23 protein-coding genes are annotated in these 22,925 nt (G+C 70.8%); 15 read left to right on the plus strand and 8 right to left on the minus strand.

Annotation, left to right across the window (positions count from 1 at the left end; all coding sequences use genetic code 11):
- Positions 1 to 60 precede the first annotated feature (60 nt).
- From AXA68_RS09785 to acs, 4 genes are all read right to left on the minus strand, one after another.
- Positions 61 to 1,818: a bacterio-opsin activator domain-containing protein gene (locus AXA68_RS09785; RefSeq protein ID WP_066415962.1), complete on the minus strand. Its 1,758-nt coding sequence runs from the start codon at positions 1,816 to 1,818 to the stop codon at positions 61 to 63.
- Positions 1,819 to 1,983: 165 nt separating this feature from the next.
- Positions 1,984 to 2,391 carry a PIN domain-containing protein gene (locus AXA68_RS09790; RefSeq protein WP_066415965.1) on the minus strand — a complete coding sequence of 136 codons (408 nt, stop codon included), beginning with the start codon at positions 2,389 to 2,391 and terminating at the stop codon, positions 1,984 to 1,986.
- Positions 2,388 to 2,618 carry an antitoxin VapB family protein gene (locus tag AXA68_RS09795; RefSeq protein ID WP_066415968.1) on the minus strand — a complete coding sequence of 77 codons (231 nt, stop codon included), beginning with the start codon at positions 2,616 to 2,618 and terminating at the stop codon, positions 2,388 to 2,390. Before AXA68_RS09795 ends, AXA68_RS09790 begins: the two co-directional genes overlap by 4 nt.
- 63 nt (positions 2,619 to 2,681) lie before the next feature.
- Positions 2,682 to 4,640 carry an acetate--CoA ligase gene (gene acs, locus AXA68_RS09800; RefSeq protein WP_066415971.1) on the minus strand — a complete coding sequence of 653 codons (1,959 nt, stop codon included), beginning with the start codon at positions 4,638 to 4,640 and terminating at the stop codon, positions 2,682 to 2,684.
- Between the two features lie 130 nt (positions 4,641 to 4,770).
- On the opposite strand from acs, the gene AXA68_RS09805 reads away from it, so the two are divergent.
- Positions 4,771 to 5,058, plus strand: coding sequence for a hypothetical protein (locus tag AXA68_RS09805; protein WP_232745099.1), 288 nt, complete (start codon positions 4,771 to 4,773; stop codon positions 5,056 to 5,058).
- Positions 5,059 to 5,073: 15 nt separating this feature from the next.
- On the opposite strand, the gene AXA68_RS09810 is transcribed toward AXA68_RS09805, so the two are convergent.
- Complete coding sequence (locus AXA68_RS09810; protein WP_066415973.1) at positions 5,074 to 5,538, minus strand: MGMT family protein; 465 nt, start codon at positions 5,536 to 5,538, stop codon at positions 5,074 to 5,076.
- Positions 5,539 to 5,670: 132 nt separating this feature from the next.
- Here AXA68_RS09810 and trpC point away from each other — a divergent pair, with 132 nt between their 5' ends.
- The 7 genes from trpC to AXA68_RS09845 all read left to right on the plus strand — a co-directional run bounded on the left by trpC (position 5,671) and on the right by AXA68_RS09845 (position 13,163).
- Positions 5,671 to 6,555 (plus strand): indole-3-glycerol phosphate synthase, encoded by an 885-nt coding sequence (gene trpC / locus AXA68_RS09815; RefSeq protein WP_066415975.1) that lies wholly within the window; start codon positions 5,671 to 5,673, stop codon positions 6,553 to 6,555.
- Entirely contained in the window at positions 6,552 to 7,856 is a 1,305-nt protein-coding gene (trpB, locus tag AXA68_RS09820; RefSeq protein WP_066415976.1) for a tryptophan synthase subunit beta, read from the plus strand. The genes trpC and trpB overlap by 4 nt, the downstream gene beginning before the upstream one ends.
- A 1-nt stretch (position 7,857) precedes the next feature.
- The gene (gene trpA, locus AXA68_RS09825) at positions 7,858 to 8,784 is read left to right on the plus strand and encodes a tryptophan synthase subunit alpha (protein WP_066415984.1); all 927 of its coding nucleotides are present in this window, start codon (positions 7,858 to 7,860) and stop codon (positions 8,782 to 8,784) included.
- Positions 8,785 to 8,908: 124 nt separating this feature from the next.
- Positions 8,909 to 9,700, plus strand: coding sequence for a 2-amino-3,7-dideoxy-D-threo-hept-6-ulosonate synthase (locus AXA68_RS09830; protein ID WP_066415987.1), 792 nt, complete (start codon positions 8,909 to 8,911; stop codon positions 9,698 to 9,700).
- A 92-nt stretch (positions 9,701 to 9,792) separates the two neighbouring features.
- The gene (locus tag AXA68_RS09835; RefSeq protein WP_066415990.1) at positions 9,793 to 10,965 is read left to right on the plus strand and encodes a 3-dehydroquinate synthase II; all 1,173 of its coding nucleotides are present in this window, start codon (positions 9,793 to 9,795) and stop codon (positions 10,963 to 10,965) included.
- Positions 10,966 to 11,018: 53 nt separating this feature from the next.
- Positions 11,019 to 12,038 carry a two-component system sensor histidine kinase NtrB gene (locus AXA68_RS09840; protein WP_080505223.1) on the plus strand — a complete coding sequence of 340 codons (1,020 nt, stop codon included), beginning with the start codon at positions 11,019 to 11,021 and terminating at the stop codon, positions 12,036 to 12,038.
- 45 nt (positions 12,039 to 12,083) lie between these two features.
- A complete protein-coding gene (locus AXA68_RS09845) occupies positions 12,084 to 13,163 on the plus strand; it encodes an NAD(P)/FAD-dependent oxidoreductase (RefSeq protein ID WP_066415992.1) in 1,080 nt (359 codons plus the stop codon).
- A gap of 35 nt (positions 13,164 to 13,198) precedes the next feature.
- Here AXA68_RS09845 and AXA68_RS09850 read toward each other — a convergent pair whose 3' ends face one another.
- Positions 13,199 to 14,725: a carboxypeptidase M32 gene (locus tag AXA68_RS09850; RefSeq protein ID WP_066415995.1), complete on the minus strand. Its 1,527-nt coding sequence runs from the start codon at positions 14,723 to 14,725 to the stop codon at positions 13,199 to 13,201.
- Positions 14,726 to 14,861: 136 nt separating this feature from the next.
- On the opposite strand from AXA68_RS09850, the gene AXA68_RS09855 reads away from it, so the two are divergent.
- Positions 14,862 to 15,908 (plus strand): threonine aldolase family protein, encoded by a 1,047-nt coding sequence (locus AXA68_RS09855; protein WP_066416000.1) that lies wholly within the window; start codon positions 14,862 to 14,864, stop codon positions 15,906 to 15,908.
- Between the two features lie 501 nt (positions 15,909 to 16,409).
- Here the strand turns inward: AXA68_RS09855 and AXA68_RS09860 are convergent.
- Positions 16,410 to 16,778, minus strand: a complete 369-nt coding sequence (locus AXA68_RS09860; RefSeq protein WP_066418517.1) for a hypothetical protein — start codon at positions 16,776 to 16,778, stop codon at positions 16,410 to 16,412.
- A gap of 119 nt (positions 16,779 to 16,897) precedes the next feature.
- Here AXA68_RS09860 and nth point away from each other — a divergent pair, with 119 nt between their 5' ends.
- The 6 genes from nth to AXA68_RS09890 all read left to right on the plus strand — a co-directional run bounded on the left by nth (position 16,898) and on the right by AXA68_RS09890 (position 21,444).
- The gene (gene nth / locus AXA68_RS09865; protein ID WP_066416003.1) at positions 16,898 to 17,581 is read left to right on the plus strand and encodes an endonuclease III; all 684 of its coding nucleotides are present in this window, start codon (positions 16,898 to 16,900) and stop codon (positions 17,579 to 17,581) included.
- A 160-nt stretch (positions 17,582 to 17,741) separates the two neighbouring features.
- Entirely contained in the window at positions 17,742 to 18,296 is a 555-nt protein-coding gene (locus AXA68_RS09870; RefSeq protein ID WP_066416006.1) for a DoxX family membrane protein, read from the plus strand.
- A gap of 230 nt (positions 18,297 to 18,526) precedes the next feature.
- Positions 18,527 to 19,657, plus strand: a complete 1,131-nt coding sequence (locus tag AXA68_RS09875) for a glutamate--cysteine ligase (protein ID WP_066416009.1) — start codon at positions 18,527 to 18,529, stop codon at positions 19,655 to 19,657.
- A 99-nt stretch (positions 19,658 to 19,756) separates the two neighbouring features.
- Positions 19,757 to 20,362 carry a winged helix-turn-helix domain-containing protein gene (locus tag AXA68_RS09880; RefSeq protein WP_066416012.1) on the plus strand — a complete coding sequence of 202 codons (606 nt, stop codon included), beginning with the start codon at positions 19,757 to 19,759 and terminating at the stop codon, positions 20,360 to 20,362.
- A gap of 84 nt (positions 20,363 to 20,446) precedes the next feature.
- Positions 20,447 to 20,941, plus strand: coding sequence for a phosphopantetheine adenylyltransferase (locus AXA68_RS09885; protein WP_066416014.1), 495 nt, complete (start codon positions 20,447 to 20,449; stop codon positions 20,939 to 20,941).
- Positions 20,938 to 21,444, plus strand: coding sequence for a hypothetical protein (locus tag AXA68_RS09890; RefSeq protein WP_066416016.1), 507 nt, complete (start codon positions 20,938 to 20,940; stop codon positions 21,442 to 21,444). The genes AXA68_RS09885 and AXA68_RS09890 overlap by 4 nt, the downstream gene beginning before the upstream one ends.
- A gap of 7 nt (positions 21,445 to 21,451) precedes the next feature.
- On the opposite strand, the gene AXA68_RS09895 is transcribed toward AXA68_RS09890, so the two are convergent.
- Complete coding sequence (locus AXA68_RS09895) at positions 21,452 to 22,879, minus strand: FAD-dependent oxidoreductase (protein ID WP_066416018.1); 1,428 nt, start codon at positions 22,877 to 22,879, stop codon at positions 21,452 to 21,454.
- Positions 22,880 to 22,925: the final 46 nt, after the last annotated feature.

Below are 22,925 nucleotides of genomic sequence, written 5' to 3' on the forward strand. Positions count from 1 at the left end.
ACCCTAAATAGGAAAAATCGTGAAGGATACGGTCGAGATCCGAGTCGGTATCGCGGGAGTTCACGGGCGATCCCGCGCGTCGCGCTCCTCGAAGAGGGTCTCGAGGAGCGCCCGCTCCGCCTTCCGGAGGTGGTTGTGGAAGGTGGGCGAGGAGACGTCCATCGCGTCCGCGACCTCCTCGGCCGTGCTGCCGCGCGGCCAGTCGAAGTAGCCGCTGTGGTACGCCGCGGACAGCGTCGCCCACTGGCGGTCGGTGAGCCGGTCGATCACCCCCTCGCGCAACGCCGACTCGGTCCGCGGCGATCGCGCGATCGACTCCTTGCTCACGAGCCGGGCGTCGGAAAAGGCCTCCCGGAGGTCGTCGGCGATCGGTCGCACGTCGGTCCCGTCCGGCAGGTCGGCGACGACCCGGACCCGGCCCTCCTCGGCCACCGCCTCCCGGACCGCCGCGCCGTGGCCCGTCAGCGCGCGGACGATCGACCCGCCGGTCGCTCGGGCCGACACCGCACAGCCGTCCTCGCGCGTCTCGATCACGCGCAGTTCGGCGACGCCCTCTGCGTCGTCGACCGCGTCCGCGACCGCCTGCGGGCCCGTCCCCATCACGGAGAGGTACCACCGCGAGGCCGATCCCGACACGGCGACCGTGGACTCGAGTTCGATCCGACAGTCGAGCGCGGCGCTCGTCGACGCGAGGAACGCGTCCGCCGCCGCGGTGTGGAACTCGACCTCGGTGACCGCGTCGGAGTGGAGCAGGTCCCGCCAGCGCCCCGCCGTGACCGCCCAGCCGAGACACCGACCGAGCGCCTCGGCCTCCCGACGCTCCGCGGGGCGCGCCGGCGCGCCGTCCGGGAGGAGCCGGAGCGTCCCGTAGGTCGTCTCCCGGTGACCGATCGGGACGGAGAGCCAGCGGTCGTCCTCGAGGACCGACTCCGATCGCTCGTCGGTCGGCCCCGTCTCTTCCGTCGACGGTCCGCGACGGACTTGAGCCTCCCGCCACCGGTCCGTCTCGGACACCCGATCGACGACGGTCTCGAACAGGGCCTCCCGGTCCGGAACCCGGGCCACCGCCTCGAACGCGCCTACGAGCGTGAGCGTCGGATCCTCGCGAGTTCCGCGGTCGGTGGGACCCTCGCGGTCCTCGGTCGGGTCACCGGAACCGACGCGGTCGCCGTCGTCGTCGCGGTCACCGTCGTCGTCCTTGCCGCCGTCGTCGCCGGACCCGCCCGCGACGGCCGCGGCGATGGCCTCCCCGTCGAGCGGGTCGAGGTGAGCGTCCAGCGCGTCCAGCGTCTCCCAGCCGCCGGCCTCGCGGACGACGTGCGGGTCGACGCCGCGGTCGACGAGGAGGCGTCGGGCGAAGGTCCGCCGGAGCGTTCGCGGCGTGACCGACGACAGCGCCGGGTCGTCGCGGCGCTCCCGCGCCCGCTCCGCGGTCTCGCGCACCAGCATCTGGACGCGGCGCGGGGAGACGCCGACGAGAGGGTCGCCTGCGGCGAGTCCCTCGCTCTCCGCGTATCGTCGGAGGTCGGCCGCGAGCGACGCCGGAACGACCGTCTCGCGGTCGATCGGGACGGCGTCGTCCGCCGCGTCGACGTCCGTCTCCGCGCGTTCCGGTTCCGCGGACCCCTCCGCCGGTACCGCGAGGAGGAACGTCCCCTCGGCCGCCGGCGACTCTCCGAGGTCGCACGGGCGGACGCGGGTGATCTCGGCGGTCCGCAGGCCGGCCTCTCCCGCCAGTCGGACGACGACCGCGGCGCGGTACGTCCCCGCCGCCGTCACGAGCGCGTCGTACGAGTCGGCGGGGAGCGCCTCGCTCATAGTTTCGTATTCGTTCGAAAACGCGAAAGGTAATTCTTGTGGTGGGGGTTGAAACGGCGAGTTTCGCGCCAGTACGGAGACGTCTCGACGACCCTGTTTCGGTCTTTCTCGACGTACTCGTTCGATCTCGAGTTCTGTTTCGGATATTTTCGTGAAAGCGAAACGCTATCGATACGTTTCGTGTGTGACGCCCGGGACGTCTCCGAAATGCCGATCACCGGCGAGAACGGGCTCGTCACGCTCCAGCGCGGTCGCGGCGATCACTGCGTCGGCTTTTCCGATCCCCGACCCCTCGTCGCCGTCGGTATCGGCCATCCGCTCGCCGAGCAGCCGTCCGGCACGTCGGGAAATACTCGGGGTCAGATCCACGAGCGGGTAGGAGTCGAGCACGGCCTCCACCCTTCGACGCTCTTCGCGTGTGCCGGCGACCTTTCCGACGCCGATGTACAGCTCCAGCACGGTCATCGACGGCACGACGAGCGGAACGCCTTCCGCTTCGAGCTCGCGCTCCTTCATGACGGCCGCGTCGACGTCGTCGATGACGTCCAAAACGAAACTCGTGTCGACGATCATTCGAACCGCTCCGCAACGTCGCGAACTTCGTCGCGGTCGGTCCGGTCGGCCGCCTCGATGGCGTCCCGCATTTCGCTCACTTGGTCTTCGTCGAAGACGCCGCGAAGGTCTCGGAGCGACCGTCCGCCGATCAGCCGTTTCACGGCGTCGCTGAATGATTCGTCGTCGCGTTTGTTGGCCTTGATCCGTTCGTACACGTCGTCGTCGAGGCGGATCTGGTGTGACATCCTTGTTGACGGCGTTGACGCTTCGACGGAATCAATATTTGGGTGGATCGCCTCGGAGGAACCTCACTCCTCGCGGACGGTGGACTCGATCTCGCCGACGACCTCGGGGTTCCGGAGCGCGCTCACGTCGCCGAACTCCTCGCCCCGGGCGATGTCCTCCAGCAGCCGGCGCATGATCTTCCCCGAGCGGGTCTTTGGGAGCTCTGGAGTGAAGACGATCCGGTCGGGGCGGGCGACCTCGGCGACGACGCCGGCGACCGCCTCCGTGATCGCCTCGCGGAGGGCGGCGTCGGGTTCGACGTCGCTGCGGGTCGTCACGTACGCCACGACGCCGCCGTCGTCGTCGCCGACGACCGCCGCCTCGGTGACGCCGTCGACGGCGACGATCGCCGACTCCAGTTCGGCGGTGTTGAAGCGGTGGGCCCGGACGTTGATCACGTCGTCGACGCGGCCCAGGATCGTCACGTAGCCGTCCTCGTCGACGGTCGCGCCGTCGCCGGTGCGGTAGCGCCAGCCGTCCTCGCCCTCGATCCAGTACTCCCGGCGGTACCGCTCGTCGCCCTCGCGCAGCCCGCGGAGCATGCCGGGCCACGGCGACGCGATCGCCAGGTAGCCCGTCTCGCCCGGATCGACGGGGTCGCCGTCGCGGTCGACGACGCGGGCGTCGATCCCCGGCAGCGGCGGGCCGACCTTGCCGGGCTTCATCGGGGTGACGCCCGGCAGGGTCGCCAGCGTGATCGCGCCCGTCTCCGTCTGCCACCAGGTGTCGACGACGGGCGCGTCGCCCCCGCCGACGTGCTCGCGGTACCAGCGCCACGCCTTCGGCGTGATCGACTCGCCGACGGTCCCCAGGAGGCGGATCGACGAGAGGTCGTGGCGGTCCGGGTACTCCGCGCCCCACTTCATGAACGAGCGGATCGCGGTGGGGGAGGTGTAGAAGACGCTGACCGCGTTGCGCTCGATCAGGTCCCACACGCGGTCGCGGTCGGGGTAGTCGGGCGACCCCTCGTACAGCACCGTCGTCGTCCCGACCGAGAGCGGCCCGTACACCCCGTAGGAGTGCCCCGTGATCCAGCCGATGTCGGCGGCACACCAGTAAGTGTCGTCGGGGCGCACGTCGAGGACGTTCCGCGTCGTCCACGCGACGTGCGCGAGGTAGCCGCCGGTGGCGTGCTCGACCCCCTTCGGCCGGCCGGTGGTCCCCGAGGTGTACATCACGAAGAGGAGGTCGGTCGCGTCCCGGGCGACCGGCTCGACCGTCTCGCCGTCGTGGGCGTCGACCAGCGAGCCGTAGTCGTGTTCGTCCGCGCCGAGCGGCGTCTCGAGGGCGTCGCCGAGGCGGTCGACGACCACCGTCGCCTCGAGGTCGGCGTCGGCCCGGATCCGGGCGTTGTCGGCGCGCGACTTCTGGTTGAACGCGTCCTCCCGACGGTAGTAGCCGTCGCAGGTGATCAGGTACGCCGAGTCGGCGGCGTCGATCCGGGTCGCGAGCGCCTCCGCGGAGAGTCCCGCGAAGACGACGTTGTGTGGCGCGCCGATGCGGGCGCACGCCAGCATCGCGACCGGCAGCTCCGGGATCATCGGGAGGTAGATCGTGACCACGTCGTCCTCGCCGACGCCCAGCTCCCGCAGGCCCGCCGCGGCGGCGTTCACCTCGCGGTGGAGGTCCGCGTAGGTGTACGACCGGCGCTCGCCGCGCTTGCCGAACCACCGGATCGCGAGCTGGTTGCGCCGGTCCGCGAGGTGCCGGTCGAGGCAGTTGGCCGCGGCGTTGAGCCGGCCGTCGGGGAACCACTCGTAGAAGGGCGGGTCGTCGTCGTCGAGCACCGTCTCGGGGTAGCGGTCCCACTCGAGCAGGTCGGCGGCCGCCCGCCACGCGTCGGGCCAGTCGGCCGCGAACGAGTCGTACACGTCCGGATCGGCGACGGCGGCCGACTCGCGGAACGCCTCCGGCGGATCGATGGCCTCCTCGTCGCCGGACGCGCCCCCCGCGTGCCGGCCGTCGGCCCCGGCGTCGTCCATGTGTGTACTCCAGACCGGAGGACCGTATACTTTGTCCGACCGTCCGCCGAGCGCCCCTCGATCCGCTCGTGTCTCCTGACCGCTTTCGTCCCCAACACTTATTGCCGGAAGTTGAGCATGTTAACATGTGATGGCACGGAGCGATAGGTACGTCGTCGTCAGGGCACGGAACGACCACGACGCGATGACCGTCCGGGACGCCGACCGGAACGGCACGTATCACGTGGTCGAGTGCGACGGCGAGGAGCTGGAGACGCTCCTCGACGCGGTGGAGCCCGGTGACGCCGTCCGGCTCGAGCTGCGCCGGCTCGGCCGCCGGGGGAACGCCTGGTGCGTGGAGGAGGCGGATCCGGTCGGCGGCGACGGCGGAGCCCCGGTCTCGGAGGGCGAGGAGGCGGACCCGGTCGTCGGCCGTTGAGGGGACGCGGCGGAACTACAGGCCCTCGACGCGCCGGAGCGACTCGCGCACGTCCCCGGGCGTCGCGTACGGGCCGCCCTCCACGCGGTGGTCCGGGAGGAGAACGGGGATCGGGTTCTCGCGCAGTGCCTCCTTCACCAGACCGACGTCCTCGGCGTCGTTGTCGTCGAGTCCGGCCAGCCGCGCGAGCCGGCTCACCGACGTCGACTCCCCGTACGGCACCTCGCGGAGGGCCTCGAGGACGCGCCGCCGATCGGTGGGGACGGTGAGCCCCACCTCGACGTCGCCGAACGTCTCGCGGTCGCCCCGGAGGTACTCTCCCACCCGATCGAGGAGGTCGTGGTCGCCGTCCGCGTCGGCCGGGACCTCCTCCGGGAACGACACCGCGATCACTCGCCCGCCGGCGAAGCCGACCTCGACCGCCCGCTCGATCGCGTCGTACTCGCGCGCGAAGACGCCGGAAGTACCGCTCGTGGCCATACGCCCCGGTGTGTCCCCGCGACGGATAAACCGACCGAGGCAGCCCTCGATCCGATCGGATCGAGACTCTCCGCCGTCGATGCCTCTGTCCCCGCAAGTCTTATGTACAGATACGTTCATTAGTGTACAGTAATGGACGATACAGCGGAGTTGGATCCGGCGGTACGGTCGATCCTCGCCGCGGCCCGCGAGCGGGCGGAGGCGGGCGGGCGAGACGGGGGAGACGGCGGAGGGAGAAACGGCGCAGGGAGAGGCGGGGAACGAAACGAGGACGGCGATCCGGCCGGTTCGGACCGCGTCGCCGTCGAGCCCCGCGATCTGCGCGCCGCCTTCGAGCGCGCGGAGGCGGACGGCCGCGTCCCCGTGATCGCGGAGGTCAAGCCGACGAGTCCGACCACGGAGGGGACCCGCGAGGACGACCCGGTGGAGCTGGCCGAGTCGATGGTCGCGGGCGGGGCGGCCGCGCTGAGCGTGCTCACGGAGCCGGAGCACTTCGGCGGGAGCACGGAGACGCTCGAACGCGTGCGCGAGGCGGTGGACGTGCCGGTCCTCCGCAAGGACTTCGTCGTGGCTGAGTCGCAGCTCGACGCCGTCGAGAGCGACGTGGTCCTCCTCATCGCCCGGTTCGTCGGCGACGACCTCGCCGAGCTGCTCGCGGCCGCTCGCGACCGCGGCTTCCAGGTCCTCGTGGAGGTCCACGACCGCGAGGAGCTCGCCGCCGCCGTCGACGCGGGCGCGACGACCATCGGCGTGAACAACCGCGACCTCGCCGAGCTGACGGTCGATCTCTCTACCTTCGAGTCGGTCGCGCCCGCGGCCCCGGACGACGCGACGCTGGTCGCCGAGAGCGGGATCGCCTCGCCCGCCGACGCCCGCCGGATGCGGGCGGCCGGCGCGGACGCGCTGCTCGTCGGCAGCGCGATCATGGACGGCGACGTCGAGGCGAACACGCGTGCGCTGGTTCGCGCGGAAACCGACACCCACTCCACCGACGAGCCCGCGGAGACATCCATATGAGCGAAACCGAGCCCACGACGACCGACGCGCCGGAGCCCTCGCGGCGACCGGGCCGCGAGCGCGGCCGCGACGACGGGAAGTTCGGCCGCTACGGCGGCCAGTACGTCCCCGAGGCGCTGATGCCCGCGATCGAGGAGCTGACCGACGCCTACGAGCGCTACGTCCTCGGCAACGAGGACGGGTTCATGGACGAGTTCCGCGAGCGGCTCGCGGACTTCGGCGGCCGACCGACCCCGCTCCAGCGCGCCGAGCGGCTCTCCGAGCGCTACGACCGGGAGATCTACCTCAAACGCGAGGACCTGCTTCACGGCGGCGCACACAAGCTGAACAACGCCCTCGGACAGGTCCTCCTCGCGAAGTACATGGGGAAAGAGCGGATCGTCGCGGAGACCGGCGCGGGCCAGCACGGCACCGCGACCGCGATGGCGGCCGCCCACCTCGATATGCCCTGTGAGATCTACATGGGCGAGCGCGACATCAACCGCCAGCGCCCCAACGTCTTCCGGATGAAGCTCAACGGCGCGGAGGTGAACCCCGTGGCCGCCGGCCGCGGCACGCTGAAGGAGGCCATCTCGGAGACGATGCGCGACTGGGCGACCACCGTCGAGAACACCCACTACGTGATCGGCAGCGTGGTGGGACCGCACCCGTTCCCAGTGATGGTCCGGGACTTCCAGGCGGTCATCTCGGAGGAGGCGCGCGCGCAGTCGATCGAGAAGACGGGCGGGCTCCCGACCGACGTGGTCGCCTGCGCGGGCGGCGGCTCCAACACGATGGGGTCGTTCGCGGGGTTCGTCGACGACGACGAGGTCGCGCTCCACGCGATCGAGGCGGGCGGCTCCACGCTCGAGGTCGACGAGGAGGCGGGCGTCGCGCCCAACTCCGCGTCGCTTTTCGCCGGCGAGGAGGGCGTGCTCCACGGCGCGCGCACGAAGCTGCTCCAGGACTCCCACGGCCAGATCATGGAGAGCCACTCCGTCTCCTCCGGGCTCGACTACGCCGGCGTCGGCCCCGAGCTCGCCTACCTCGTCGACGAGGGGAGAGTGACGCCGGTCGCGGTCGACGACGACGCCGCCCTGGAGGGGTTCCACCGGCTCTCGAGCACCGAGGGGATCATCCCCGCCCTGGAGACCGCCCACGCGTTCGGCTACCTCGAGGAGCACGCCGACGACCTCGGCGAGCGGGTGGTCGTGACCGTCTCCGGTCGCGGCGACAAGGACCTCGAGTCGGTGATCGAGGAGACCGACAAGCGCGAGATCGCCGGCGCGCCCGACATGTCGATGTTCTCGGAGGGGATCTGAGATGGCGAAACGCACCGCGGGAGGAGACGGGACCGCGACGACCGGCAACAGCGAGGCGCTCGCGGCCGCGTTCGCGGACGGCCCCGCCTACGTCCCGTACCTCGCCGTCGGCGACCCCGACTACGAGTCGTCGCTCGCGTACGTCGAGGCGCTCGACCGCGGCGGCGCGGACGTGATCGAGCTCGGGCTCCCCTTCTCCGAGCCGATCGCCGAGGGGCCGACGATCCAGGGCGCGGTCGTGCGCTCGCTCGAGGGCGGAATGACGCCGGACCGCTTCTTCGAGTTCGTCGAGGAGCTCGACGTGGACGCGCCGCTCGTCTGTATGACCTACTACAACCTGATATATCAGTACGGGGACGGCGAGGCGCGGAGCGCCTCGGAGACGGGCGGCGACGCCGCGAGCGGCGGTCCCCGCGCCTTCGTCGAGAAGGCGGCCGAGGTCGGTCTGGAGGGGTTCGTCGTCCCCGACCTTCCGGCCGAGGAGGCCGACCCGCTGCGGGAGGCCTGCGACGAGTTCGGGCTCGACCTCGTCTTCATCGTCGCCCCGACCACGACGGGCGATCGGCTCGAGCGCATCATGAGCCGGGTCTCGGGGTACGTCTACGTCCAGGCGCGGCTCGGGACGACCGGCGCGAAGAGCGACGTGGCCGACAGCACGACCGAGAGCCTCGACCGCCTCCGCGAGTACGACGTGCCGAAGGCGGTCGGCTTCGGCATCTCGACGGGCGAGCACGCGGAGCGGATCGTCGCGGGCGGGGCGGACGGGATCATCGTCGGCTCCGCGCTCGTGGACATCGTCGCCGACGGCGTCGAGGAGGACCTCCCGACCGAGGCGGTCGCCGACCGGCTCGAGTCGCTCTCGCGGGAGCTGAAGGCGGGTGCGGAGCGCGGCTACGCGGCGCGGACCGGGGCGGCCGAGTCGCGCTGAGCGGGAGGGCGCGGCGGTCCGCATCGTTCGGCGTCCGGCCCGCCGCCGGGATCGGAGCCAATTCCTCCCGGAACGAAACCGACTTACCTCCCTTTGACACAGGGTCACATAAGACCGATCCACAATGACAGCAGGACTCTCGGCACGACTCGACCGGATCTCGACGAACGATCGCTACCTCATCGTCCCGATGGACCACGGGATCACGATGGGCGCGGTGAAGGGCCTCGTCGACATCGAGTCGACCATCGACGGCGTCACGAGCGGCGGCGCGGACGCGGTGCTCACCCAGCGGGGGATCGCCCCGCGCGTCCACGACAACAAGAACGGCGCGGGCTACATCGTCCACGTCAACGCCTCGACGACGATCGGACCCGACGAGCAGGACAAACGCGTCACCGCGAGCGCGGAGGCGGCGGTCCGCGCCGGCGCGGACGCGGTCTCGTTCCACATCAACGTCGGCTCCGACCACGAGCCCGAACAGATCGAGGAGCTGGCGGAGCTCACGGACGAGGCCTCGCGGCTCGGGCTCCCCGTGCTCGCGATGGCGTACGCGCGCGGCCCGGGCGTCGACAGCACGGACCCGGAGTCGCTCGGGCACGCGGTCCGGCTCGCAGAGGAGCTCGGCGCGGACGTGGTGAAGACCGGCTACTCCGGCGACGGCGACACCTTCGGGCGCGTCACGGAGTCCACCCGGCTCCCGGTCGTCATCGCCGGCGGCTCGAAGGGCACGGACCGCGAGACCGTCGAGATGGTCCGCGGCGCGATGGACGGCGGCGCGGCCGGCGTCTCGATGGGCCGGTCGATCTTCCAGCACGACGACCCCGAGGGGATCGCGAGCGCGGTGTCGGCGGTCGTCCACGACGACGCCGACGTGGAGGCGGCGCTCGAAGCCGGCGGGTTCCTCGAGGCCTGAGTCCGGGAGAGCGGGTTCGAACGGGGCGGCGACCTCGTCGCCCGCATGTCCCTTCCGCAGTTTTCAAGCACCGTCCCCGTGAGGTTCCGGTAATGACACGCACGGTCTGGGTCAAAGCCGACGGCGCGGTCGGCGACTGGGAGGCGCGGAAGCGACGGATCACGACCGCCATCGAGGCGGGCGCGGACTGGGTGCTCGTCGACGAGGCGGACGTCGCGAGCGTCAGGGAACTGGGCGACGTGAACGTGGCGGCGTTCCTCGCGGACGCCGACGTCGTCGACGGCGACGACGACGAGGCGGAGGCGGACGCCTACTTCGTCGGCAAGGGCGGCGAGGGCGACGGCACCATCGACCTCCCCGACGACTTCTCCGGGTCGGCCGACCTCACCACGCTCCGCCGGCGCGACGACCGCGCGCAGGGCGCGTACGTCCGCGTGCTCGGCACCGAGTACGAGGCGTTCGCCGAGGAGGCGGCGGACGCGGCCGACTTCACCGTGGTCGTCGGCGAGGACTGGTCGATCATTCCCCTCGAGAACCTCATCGCGCGCGTCGGCGAGGAGACGCACCTGATCGCGGGCGCGACGACCGCCGCCGAGGCGCGGACCGCCTTCGAGACGCTCGAGATCGGCGCGGACGGCGTGCTCATCGACGCCGACTCGCCCGACGAGATCCGCGGCGCGGTCGAGGCCCGCGACGCGGCCGACCGCGAGACGCTCGAGTTGCGGCACGCCGAGGTGACCGCGGTCGAGGCCACCGGCATGGCCGACCGCGTCTGTATCGACACCGGGTCGCTGATGGACGGCGACGAGGGAATGCTGGTCGGGTCGATGTCCCGCGGGCTCTTCTTCGTCCACGCGGAGACCGCGGAGTCGCCGTACGTCGAGTCGCGACCCTTCCGCGTGAACGCGGGCGCGGTCCACGCCTACGTGCGCAACCCCGAGGGCGGCACGAACTACCTCGCGGAGCTGTCGAGCGGCGACGAGGTCCAGGTCGTCGACACGGACGGGCACACCCGCGAGGCGATCGTCGGGCGCGTGAAGATCGAGAAGCGGCCGATGTTCCGGGTCCAGGCCGAACTCGAGACCGACGACGGCGTCGACCGGATCGAGACGCTCATCCAGAACGCCGAGACCGTGAAGGTCGCCACGAGCGAGGGGCGGAAGGCGGTCACGGACCTCGAGGCCGGCGACGAGGCGCTCGTCTACTACGAGGACGTCGCGCGCCACTTCGGCGAAGCTGTCGAGGAGAGCATCATCGAGAAGTAAGCCGGCGGAACCAAACGTTAATTACCGGCGTCTACTACCGGTTTTCGTACGCGATGAGCTCACCCCCTCCCACCGACTCCGACGACTTCTACCGGACGCTCGTCGAGAACGCCTCGGAGGGGATGTTGACGATCGACGCGGAAAGCGAGATCGTCTACGCCAACCCGGCGGTCGAGGACATCCTCGGGTACGCGCCCGAGGAGCTGATCGGCAGCTCGAAGATGAAGATCATTCCCGATCGGCTCCAGCCCGTCCACGCGGCCGCGCTCGCGTCGTACGTCGACACGGGCGAGCGGAACATCGACTGGGACGGGATCGAGCTCCCCGCCCGCCACAAGGAGGGCCACGAGGTGCCGACGCTCATCAGCCTCCGGGAACACGAGTACGACGGCGAGCAGTACTTCACGGGGATCATCCGCGACATCAGCGAGCGGAAGCGTCGGGAGGAACAGCTCCGCGATCAGAAGGAGCGGCTCGACGAGTTCGCGGACATCCTCGCACACGACATCCGCAACCCGCTCTCGGTCGCGATCGGCTACACCGACATCGCGCGAGAGGAGCACGACGCCCCCGAACTGGAGAGCATCGCGGAGTCGCTCTCGCGGATCGACGACCTCGTCGACGACGTGCTCGCGCTCTCGAAGGACGGCCGGTCGATCGGCGAGACCGAACCCGTCGACGTCGAGGCGGTCGTCCGCGAGTCGTGGCGGAACGTGGAGACGGGCGAGGCCACGCTTCGCGTCGACGGCGACCTGGGCGGGATCGACGCCGACGAGAGCCGGTTCAGGGAGCTGTTGGAGAACCTCTTTCGAAACGCGGTCGATCACGGCGGCGACGACGCGACCGTCAGCGTGGGCAGAACGCCCGACGGCGGAGCGCTGTACGTCGCGGACGACGGTCCCGGGATCCCCGAAGACGTGCGCAGGGAGGTGTTCGAGTACGGCTACTCGACGAGCGAGGAGGGGACCGGCTACGGGCTCTCGATCGTGGCGCAGATCGCGGAGGGACACGGGTGGGAGGTCTCGGCGACCGAGGGCGACGACGGCGGGGCGCGCTTCGAGATCGCCTTCTGACCCCGGCAACCGTTATGCCTCCGCGGCCGTACCTGATACACATCGATGACCACCATCGGCATCATCGGGGCGGGCGCCGCGGCGGCGGCGGCGACGCACGTCCTCGACTCGGCCGTCCCGGACGCGGAGGTGACCGTCCTCGAGAAGTCGGGCGGGCTCTGCGGTCGGGCCGCGACCCGACGGAACGACGAGCGGGACCTCGTGTACGACTACGGCGCGAACTACCTCAAATCGGACGACGAGCGCGTCGTCGACCTCGTGACGGAGACGCTCGACGAGGAGGGGATGGTCGACGTGACGGAGCCGATCCACACCTTCGAGGAGTCCGGCGAGGTGTCGTCCGGCCGCGACGCCGACGACCACAAGTGGAGCTACCGCATGGGGCTCACCCAGATCGCGAAGCGGCTCTTCGGCGGGACGGACGCGACGGTCCACCGCCGCACCCGAGTCGAGACGGTCCGGCGGACTGAGGACGGCGCGGGCGACGACCCCGCCTGGACCCTCGTCGACACCGACGGCGACTCCTGGGGTCCCTTCGACGTCCTGCTCGTGAACCCGCCGGCCCCGCAGACCGCCGAACTCCTCGCCGACGCCGAATGGGAGTCGCCGGCCCGCGAGTCGCTCCGGGCGGCCGCCGCCGACGTGCCGTACCGCACCGTCTGGACCGCGGTCCTCCACTACTCCTTCGCGCTCGACCGGCCGTACTACGGGCTCGTGAACACGGACAAGGAACACGCGGTCGGCTGGATCTCCCGCGAGGAGTGTAAGGCGGGCCACGTCCCCGACGGCGAGTCGCTGCTCGTCGTCCAGGCCGGCGGCGAGTGGTCGGCCGAGCGCTACGACGCCGACCCCGCCGACAACGTCGCGGAACTGGCCGGCCACGCCGCCGAGATCGTCGGAGACGACCGCCTGCTGGACCCCGACTGGACGGACCACCAGGGGTGGCGCTACGCGATCCCGGAAGGAGAACTCGACCGCGATCCGGCGGACGGCGAGGATCCGGTCGACGCCGCGGCGGAGGAGGGGCTGTACGTCTGCGGCGACTGGGTCGCCGGCGAGGGGCGGCTCCACGCCGCGCTCGCGAACGGGCTCGACGTCGGCGAGCGGATCGCTCGCGAGGTCTGAGCCGGGCGGCGAGTTACTGGCGAGTCGCGCGCCCCTTAGAGGTCGTACAGCTCGCCGTACTTCCCCTCGACGTACGCGAGGAACGCGTCGGCGGAGAAGTCCTCCCCGGTCGCCCGCCTCACCAGCTCGTTCGTCTCGTAGCGGGAGCCGTGCCGGTGGACGTTCTCCCCGAGCCACTCGTGGAGCGGGTCGAAGTCGCCGTCGGCGACCGAGCCCTCGAGGTCGTCGATCTCGCTCTCGGCGGCCGCGTACAGCTGGGCGGCCATGACGGAGCCGAGCGAGTACGTCGGGAAGTAGCCGAAGTTGCCGTGGCTCCAGTGGATGTCCTGGAGACAGCCCTCCGCGTCGTTCTCGGGGCGGATCCCGAGGTACTCCTCGTACTTGTCGTTCCACGTTTCGGGCACGTCCTCCACGGCGAGGTCGCCGCGGACCAGGTCGCGCTCGATCTCGAAGCGGACGACGATGTGGAGGTGGTAGGTGAGCTCGTCGGCCTCGACCCGGATGAGGTTGTCCTCGTACACCTGGTTTACGGCCTCGTAGGCATCCTCGACGGTCGCGTCCGCGGTGTCGGGGAAGCGTTCCTGGAAGGTCGGCAGGAAGTGCTCCCAGAACGCCCGGCTCCGGCCGACGTGGTTCTCCCAGAGCCGCGACTGCGACTCGTGGACCGAGAGGTCGCGCGACTCGCCGAGCGGCGTGCCCCACTCCTCTTGCGGCAGCCCGAGGTTGTACTGGGCGTGGCCGAACTCGTGGATCGTCGAGCCCACCGCGGCGAGCGGGTCCGACTCGTCGAACCGCGTCGTCACCCGGCAGTCGAACTGGTTGCCGGAGGTGAACGGGTGCGAGGAGACGTCGAGCCGGCCGCGGTCGAAGTCGTACCCCACCGTCTCCAGGGCGTCGCGCGCGAGCGCCTCCTGGTCGTCCGTCGGGAAGGTCCCCTCGAAGGTGTCGACGGCGAGGTCGCGGTCGGACTCGCGGATCGCGTCGATCATGGGGACGAGCGCCTCCCGGAGTTCCTCGAGGATCGCCTCCGCGCGGTCGATGGAGAGGCACGGCTCGTACTCCTCGAAGAGCACCTCGTAGGGGTCGCGGTCGGGGTCGACGTGCTCGGCGTACTCGCGTTTGAGCTCGACGTGTCGCTCCAGGTGCGGGGCGAACGCCTCGAAGTCGTCCTCGGCTTTCGCCTCCTCCCAGGCCGCGAGCGCCTCCGAGCTCGCCTCGGAGATCTGCTCGACGAGCTCGACGGGGACCGCGTCGGCCCGCTCGTGCTCCCGACGGATCTCGCGGACGACCGCCGCCTGCTCGTCGGTGAGGTCGGCGTCGGCGAGCTCGTCGAGGAGGGCGGCGGTCTCGTCGTCGGTCAGCATGTCGTGGCGGACCGACGAGAGCGCGGAGAGCTGTTTCGAGCGGGCGGGCGTGCCGCCCTCGGGCATCATCACCTGCTGATCCCAGCCGAGCACGCCGGCGGCGCTGCCGACCGCGTTCCAGCGTTTCGCGCGCTCGAGGAGGGCGTCGTACGCGTCCGGCGCGTCGGACCCGTCGTCGGATGCGGCTTCCGTTGCCATACCCCGTGAAACGGCCGGGTGCGTTAAGAAGGACGCGCTCGCGGATCCTCGGGACGTGGGATCGTTCCGAGCCCCGAACGCGACCGTTCCGCGAGCGCGGACTATATGACGCCGGCCGCGAAACGCCGGTACAGGAATGTCCACGGACGAGTTCATCGATATGCGGTCGGATACCGTCACGAAACCCTCCGAGGCGATGCGGGACGCCGCCCGCGACGCCGAGGTCGGCGACGACGTGTACCGCGACGACCCGACGGTCAACGAGCTGGAGCGCCGCGCGGCCGAGGCCGTCGGCATGGAGGCGGCCCTCTACACGCCGAGCGGGACGATGGCGAACCAGATCGCGATCAACGTCCACACCGAGCCCGGCCAGGAGGTCCTCCTCGAGCGGGAGTCGCACGTCTACCGCTGGGAGCTCGCGGGCGCGTCGGCGCTCTCGGGGCTCCAGACGCGGACGATCGACGCCGGCGAGCGGTGCGTCCCGACCGCGGAGGCGGTCGAGCGGGAGATCGTCGAGGAGGACCTCCACCGGCCGGGGACCGGCCTCCTGAGCCTCGAGAACACCCACAACTACCGCGGCGGGGTCGCCGTGCCGAAGGCGCGGCTCGACGCGGCCGCGACGGCCGCACACGACGCCGGCGTTCCGGTCCACCTCGACGGCGCGCGCGTGTTCAACGCGAGCGTCGCGCTCGAGGAGCCCGCGCCCTCGCTGCTCGAGGAGGTAGACAGCGTCACCTTCTGTCTCTCGAAGGGCCTCGGCGCGCCGGTCGGCTCGATCCTCGCCGGCGACGAGGACTTCATCGACGAGGCTCGGCGGGTTCGCAAGCTGTTCGGCGGCGGGATGCGACAGGCCGGCATGATCGCCGCGCCCGGCCTGCTCGCGCTCGAGAACGTCGATCGCCTGGCGGAGGACCACGCGAACGCCGCCGCACTCGCCGCCGGCCTCGACGCGCTTCCGGGGGTCTCGGTTCCCGAACCGGACACGAACATCGTCGTCGCCGACACCGAGGCGGCCGGGATCGAGGCGAGCGACTTCGTCGAGGCCTGTACCGACGCCGGCGTCGGCTGCGGCGAGTTCGACACGTACACGACGCGGTTCACGACGAACCTCGGGATCGACGGCGAGGACGTCGACGACGCGATCGAACGGGTGAGCGAGGTCGTCGAGGAGCTGTCGGCGTAGACCTGTCTCTTCGCTTCCCCCGGATCCGTCCGTCGGCGCGGTCGAATTCGCTTCTTCGAATATATTCCCGTCCGAAACGACTGGTGGCTGAGGAGTGCTTATAGAACGGCTATTTCGTGAGTGATCGAGGTGAGTAGAATGGGATCGTTGTTGGCGCGATGAACATCTCCAAAGCCCCAGTCGCGAGGACTCGATGCGCTCGCTGTGCTCCTCGGTCGCTCGTTTCACTCGCTCCCTGCGGTGCTTGCGTCGCGCGTCTTCGCCCTCGCGACTGCCCCTTTGAGTCCCACCCAACCGCCCCGCAACCGCACCTCACGCCTCCCCAACCTCGCGATTCGCGCTCTCCGAGCACTCATCGCGTCCCTCGCGGGCGGTTCGCGGTCGCCTACGGCGACCACTCACCGGCGCGCCACCGCTCCGGCGATCGTTCACTCCTTCGCCTGTATCGACCGAAAGCCGTTCTGAACGTCTCACTCGCCGAGGATCCGGGCGGAGCCCTGCTCACGTCGCGATCCACATCAGCCAGACGTTCGAGCCGGTGAGGTAGAGCCCGACGGCGGTCAGGAGGACGGGCGGGAAATAATAGAGGAGGCCGTCGCCCTCCCGGGCTCCGAGGACGCTGATCCACAGCATGACGAGGTACACCGCGATCTTGAGCGCGACGAGCCCGGCGAGCCCGAAGGAGTCCAGCGCGAAGGCGACCACCGGGTTGGCCTCCTCGATGGCGGGGACGTACGTGAGGAAGGCGATCGTCGAGACGATGTCGCCGACCCCGTACGTCGACGTGGCGGCGATCCAGAGGCTGTAGAACTCCTCGGGCCGCCGGAGGTACGCCGGATGGCGTCGGGTCCGGTCGCGGGAGCGTGACACGTCGGTCCGTCGCCCGGAGGGCCCCTGAAGCTGTCGCTCCGCCGCCGGGGCGGACCGATCCACGCGGAGGAACCGGGCGGTTCCGGATCGCTTTATGCCGACCGGCGACTGCGACGCGTATGGGAACGCCGCTCGAAACGCGCGAGGCGCAGGTCGAGGAGGTTCTCGAGAGGCTCTACGAGGAGTACCCCGACTCGACGATCTCGCTCAACTACTCGAACCGCCTGGAGCTGCTCATTGCCGTGATCCTCTCGGCGCAGTGTACCGACGAGCGCGTCAACGCGGTCTGTGCGGACCTGTTCGAGACCTACGAGACCCCCGAGGAGTACGCGAACGCGCCACAGGAGGAGCTGGCCGAGGCGATCGACTTGATCACCTACTACAACAACAAGGCGAAGTACATCCGCTCCGCGTGCGCGGACATCGCGGAGAAACACGACGGCGAGGTCCCCGACACCATGTCCGAGCTCACGGACCTCGCGGGCGTGGGGCGCAAGACGGCGAACGTCGTCCTCCAGCACGGCCACGACGTCGTCGAGGGGATCGTCGTCGACACGCACGTCCAGCGGCTCACGAGGCGGCTCGGGATAACCGAGGAGGAGCGGCCCGAGGCGATCGAGGAGGACCTCCTCGAGATCGTTCCGGAGGAGGACTGGCAGCAGTTCACACATCTCATGATCGACCACGGCCGCGCCGTCTGTACCGCCCGGAACCCGGAGTGTGCGGAGTGCGTGCTCGGCGACGTCTGCCCCTCCGCGAAACCGGACGCCGCCGTGGACCTGGCGAGCGGCGAGGAGTGGTAGACCGGTCGGAGCCGGAGCCCCCGCCGCGGCCCGAGCATGGCCCGATCAGGTATAAAGACCCCGCCGACCGGGGGAGTCGGTGATTCCCTTCCCTGCGGCGTGGAACGCCCTTCTCCGCTTATGTGGTCACCCGGCGTATCCGTAAGTGGAGAGAGACACTATGTCCACCAAAACCACGAACGAGTTCGGCGGGGAGTTCGGCGGAATCACGCTGCTGGGGAAGGCGCACTCGCTGTCGGCGCTGTTCATCGTCGTGCTCCGGGCACTCATCGGCGGGATGATCCTGTTCGCGGGCATCGGGAAGGTGAGCGAGTGGCCGTTCGACGCGAGCGGCTACCTCGCGAACGTCGACCCCGCGAGCCCGGTCAGCGGCCTCTACGCCGCGATGGCGTCGATGCCGGCGCTCATGGAGGTCGTCAACGTCGTCGTCCCGGTGACGCAGGTGCTCATCGGCGCGGCGCTGATCGCCGGGGCGTTCGTCCGGCTGGCTGCCCTCGGCGGGGCCGTCCAGATGACGATGTTCTACCTCGGCGGCTGGGCGGGCGAGTTCCTCGCGCTGTTCGACTCGACGCTCATCTACGCGGCCGTGTTCCTCACGGTCGCCGCCTTCGGCGCGGGCCGGATCCTCGGCCTCGACGCCTACATCGAGCGGATCGAGGTCGGCGGAACCCCCCTGATCGAGCGGTTCCCGGCCGCCCGCTACCTCCTCGGCTGAGCCGGGGACGCGGACGCCCCGAACCCCCGGTCCGACTCGTTTTCCGGCGGTTCGTTCCCTCCGTTCACGATCCGGCTTTCGGTTCGGTTTCTCGCGGGCGAGTACACGCGATCCGGCACGGTTTCTCGAGGCGTCTCGACGGTTTCTCGAGACGACCCGGACACGGGACCGCCACGAAGCGATTTCCCCCATCCAATCCTTATAATAACGCACGGGCTAATCGGCCCGTAATGGAACTCGGTTCGCGGGACGCGTTCACCCGGACGGGGACGCTCGGCATCGAGGAGGAGTTCTTCATCGTGGACGCCGACGGTCGCCCGACCTCCGGGACCGACGACCTCGTGTACGGCCGCGACCCGCCGGCGGCGGTCCCCGATGGGTTCGACCACGAGCTGTTCAAGTGTACGATCGAGGCGCAGACGCCGCTCATCGAGGACCCGGCCGAGGCGGGCGACGCGCTCCGGTCGGTCCGGGAGGCGCTCGTCGACCACGCCGCCGCCGACGGCTACCGGATCGCGGCCGCGGGACTCCACCCGGCCGCGCGGTGGCGAGAGCTGGACCACGCCGAGAAGCCGCGCTATCGCTCGCAGCTCGACCGGATCCAGTACCCCCAACACCGGAACACGACGGCGGGGCTCCACGTCCACGTCGGCGTCGACGACGCGGACAAGGCGGTGTGGATCGCCAACCGCCTCCGGTGGTACTGTCCGGTGTTGCTCGCGCTGTCGGCGAACTCCCCGTTCTGGAACGGCCACGACACCGGGCTGGCGTCGGCGCGCGCGAAGATATTCGAGAACCTCCCGAACACGGGGATCCCCTCGGCGTTCGCGGACTTCGAGTCGTTCGACCGGTTCGAGCGCCGCATGGTCGAGCAGGGGTCGATCGAGGACCGGGGGGAGCTCTGGTTCGACGTGCGCCCCCACACCGGCCACGGCACCGTCGAGGTGCGCGCGCCGGACGCCCAGCGCGACCCGGAGCGGACCCTCGCGTTCGTCGAGTACGTCCACGCGCTCGTCGTCGACCTCGCGGAGCGGTACGACGACGGGGCGGCCGGCTCCGGACCCGACTCCGGCTCCCAACCTGATTCCGGCTCCGAGCCCGATCCGGACCTCCGCCGCGAGCTGTTGGACGAGAACAAGTGGCGCGCGATCCGGCACGGCCGCGACGCGTCGTTCGTCACGCGCGACGGCGAGGGGACGGTCTCGCTCGGCGAACTCGTCGAGCGGGAGTGCGACCGGCTCGGCGTCGACGGGATCCGGGACCTGTACGACGCCGAGAGCGGGACCGCGCGCCAGCGCCGGATCCGCGAGGAGGGCGGGCTCGACGCGCTGTGTGCGGATCTCGTGTTGGACGGGAGCTGAGCCCGGACGGGAGTCGGATCCGGACGCCGCCCGATCCGCGTTCCGTCGGAACGAAAGCGACGAGAAACCCTTTTCAGCGCGCGGAGCGAGGTTTCGGACATGACCACGGACGACGACGCCGAACGCGGAGACGACATCGTCGGCGACGGCGACGACGAATCGCCGGCGGAGCGAACCAAAGAGGAGCTCCGAAAGACCCGCGAGCGGCTCGGCGAGGGGGCCGACAAGGCCGTCAAGGGGTTCGACGACAACGTCGTGGACCTGTTGGCGTGGCTGCTCGACACCGAGACGCGGGCGCGGATCTACGTCTACCTCCGCGAGAACCCCGACAGCACCAGCGACGAGGTCGCCGACGGGACCGGCCTCTATCCGAGCACCGTCCGGGAGGCGCTCGCGGAGCTCCACGAGGAGGGGACCGTCTCGCGGGGGAAACGCGAGGCCGACGGGGCGGGCAACAACCCCTACGAGTACGAGGCGATCGCGCCGAGCGAGCTGGTTCGCGGCGTCGTCGGCGACGTCCAGGCCGAGCTCAACGCCGTCTTCAACCTCGACCGGCGGCTGGGCGGCGAGTCCGCCGAGGGCGACGACGAACCCGTTCAGATCTCCGTCGCCGGGACGGACGAGGACGCGGACGAGGCGGACGCGGACAGTGGGGGTGCGGACGGGGAGGACGACGTGACCGGTCACGGTTCCGACGACGAATAGTCGAACCGACCGAGACCTACCGAGACCGGCCGACGCCGCGGCCGGTTCGGGATGATTTAAGTCCCGGCCGCGCAACGCACGGACATGAACGTCGCGCTCGGCGGCACGTTCGACCCCGTTCACGACGGCCACCGGAAGCTGTTCGAACGGGCGTTCGAGCTGGGTGACGTGACCGTCGGCTTGACATCCGACGAGCTCGCCCCGAAGACCCGACACGTCGAGCGGTACGTCCGCCCCTACGAGGGGCGGAAACGCGACCTGGAGGCCGAACTCGAACCCCTCGCCGCGGCGCACGACCGGGAGTTCACGGTCAGGAAACTGGAGGAACCGACGGGGATCGCCGTCGAGCCGCGGTTCGACGCGCTGATCGTCTCGCCGGAGACGAAGGAGGGAGGAAAACGGATCAACGAGATCCGCGAGTCCCGCGGCCACGATCCCCTCGAGATCGTCGTCGTCGACCACGTTCCCGCCGCCGACGGCGAGCGGATCTCCTCGACGCGCATCGTCGCCGGCGAGATAGACGAACACGGGAACCTCACCCCCGACCGGGAGGGGCGGGGCGCGACGCGACCGGAATGACGCGACTCGCGCGGGTCCTCCTCGGGGAGGCGGGGTTCGAGCGGGCCGCGGTCTGGAGCGCGACCGGGTTCGCGCTCTCGCTCGTCGGCCTCCGGGCCGCGCCGTCGGCGGGAGCGGACCCGGTCGCGGTCGCGGCCGCCTGTACGGCCGTGGCCGCGATCGGCGTGGCGGGCTTCACGCGGGTCGGCGGCGGCCTCCTCCCGGGCGTGCTTCTCGCGTACGGACCGGTCGCGGCGGCGCTCCTCGAACTTGTCGGCCCCCGGATCCGCCTCGTCGCCGGCGGCGGGATCGCGGTCGACGCGGGGGGTGGGGCGGGCGGTGCGGCCGGCGGCCCGCTCTCGACCGGGCTCGCGGTCGCGGAACCCCTCGCGCTCGCGGTCGCCGGCGCGGTCGCGCTCGGGACCGTCGGATTCCTCGCCGGTCGCGGGCTGGCGGCGATCGGCGGAACGGGTCCGGACGCGGGACCCGACTCCGGCTCCTCGAGCGCCGACGCGGACGACTGAGTCCCCCTTACCCCTCGAGCGACCCGTTCAACACCTTCGCCGCGACCAGTACCGGGTCCCACACCGGGCTGAACGGCGGCGCGTACGCGAGATCGAGCCGTTCGAGTTCGGGAACGGTGAGGTCCGCCTCCAGCGCGGTCGCGAGGGTGTTTATCCGGACGGCCGCCCGATCGGGGCCGACGATGCTCCCGCCGATCAGTCGCTTCGTGTCGCGGTCGGCGACGAGCGTCACGTCCGTCTCGGCGGCGCCGGGATAGTACCCCGAGCGCGACCCCGCGGTGACCGTCTCGCTCACGGGGTCGAAGCCGGCCTCGACCGCCTCCTTCTCCTCGACGAGCCCGACGCGGCCGCACTCCTGGTCGAACGCCTTGACGACGGCCGTTCCCACGATGTCGCCGACCGGCGTCGGATCGCCGGCGACCGTCGCGCCGACCGCGCGGCCGGACCGGTTCGCCGTGAGTCCGAGCGGCATCCACGCCTCCTCGCCGGTGACCGCGTGGGTCGCCGTCGCGCAGTCGCCGGCGGCGTACACGTCCGGGAGGCTCGTCCGCCCGTACTCGTCGGTTCGGATCGCGCCGCCCTCGCCGAGTTCGACGCCGGTTCCGGAGAGCAGCTCCGCGTTCGGCTCGATCCCGACGCCGACGACCGCGAGGTCGACGGCGATCGACTCGCCGTCGACCGCGACCGCCTCGATCCGGCCGTCGCCGACGAGTTCCTCGACGGGACTTCCCGTGTGGACGGTCACGCCGCGCTCTTCGAGTTCCGCCTCGACGCGCTCGCCGACCGCCTCGCCGAACGGCGGGAGGAGGTGTTCGGAGCGCTGAAAGAGGTGTACCTCGAGCCCGCGGCCGGCGAGCGCCTCCGCCATCTCGACGCCCACGTACCCGCCGCCGACGATGGCGGCGGTCTCGGGGGCTGGCAGGGCCGCGTTGCGGTCGACGCGCTCGCGGTCGACCGCCGGGGCGTCGGCGCGGCCGGGGTCGTACTCGTCGGGATCGGCGACGTACGCGTCGATCGCCGCCGCGGCGTCCATGTCGTGGAGGGTGAACGCGCCGTCTTTCCCCCGCACGTCGAAGGGGCCGGTGACGGCGCGGCCGCCGGTCGCGACGAGCAGGTCGGAATACGCCTGCTCGAGCCGGTCGCCGTCGGCGGTCTCGACCGCGACCCTTCCGTCGTCGGGATCGACGCCGACGACCTCGTGGCCGCGTCGGAGGTCGATTCCCCGCTCGTCCACCTCGCTCGGCGACAGCGAGAGCAGGTTCGAGATGCGCTCGATCCGGCCCTCGATGAAGTACGGCATCCCGCAGTACGCGAAGGAGATCCAGCGGCCCTTCTCGAAGACGACGACGTCGCGGTCGGGGGCCTCGCGGCGGAACTTGCTGGCGGCGCTCAGTCCGGCCGCGTCGGCACCGACGACGACGAACGGGTCGGTCATGCGAGGGGAGTCGCCGACCGCGGATAAAAAGCCGTCCCCGGCGTGT

Origin of the sequence: Halorubrum aethiopicum (assembly GCF_001542905.1) — an archaeon.
GTDB classification, from domain to species: domain Archaea; phylum Halobacteriota; class Halobacteria; order Halobacteriales; family Haloferacaceae; genus Halorubrum; species Halorubrum aethiopicum.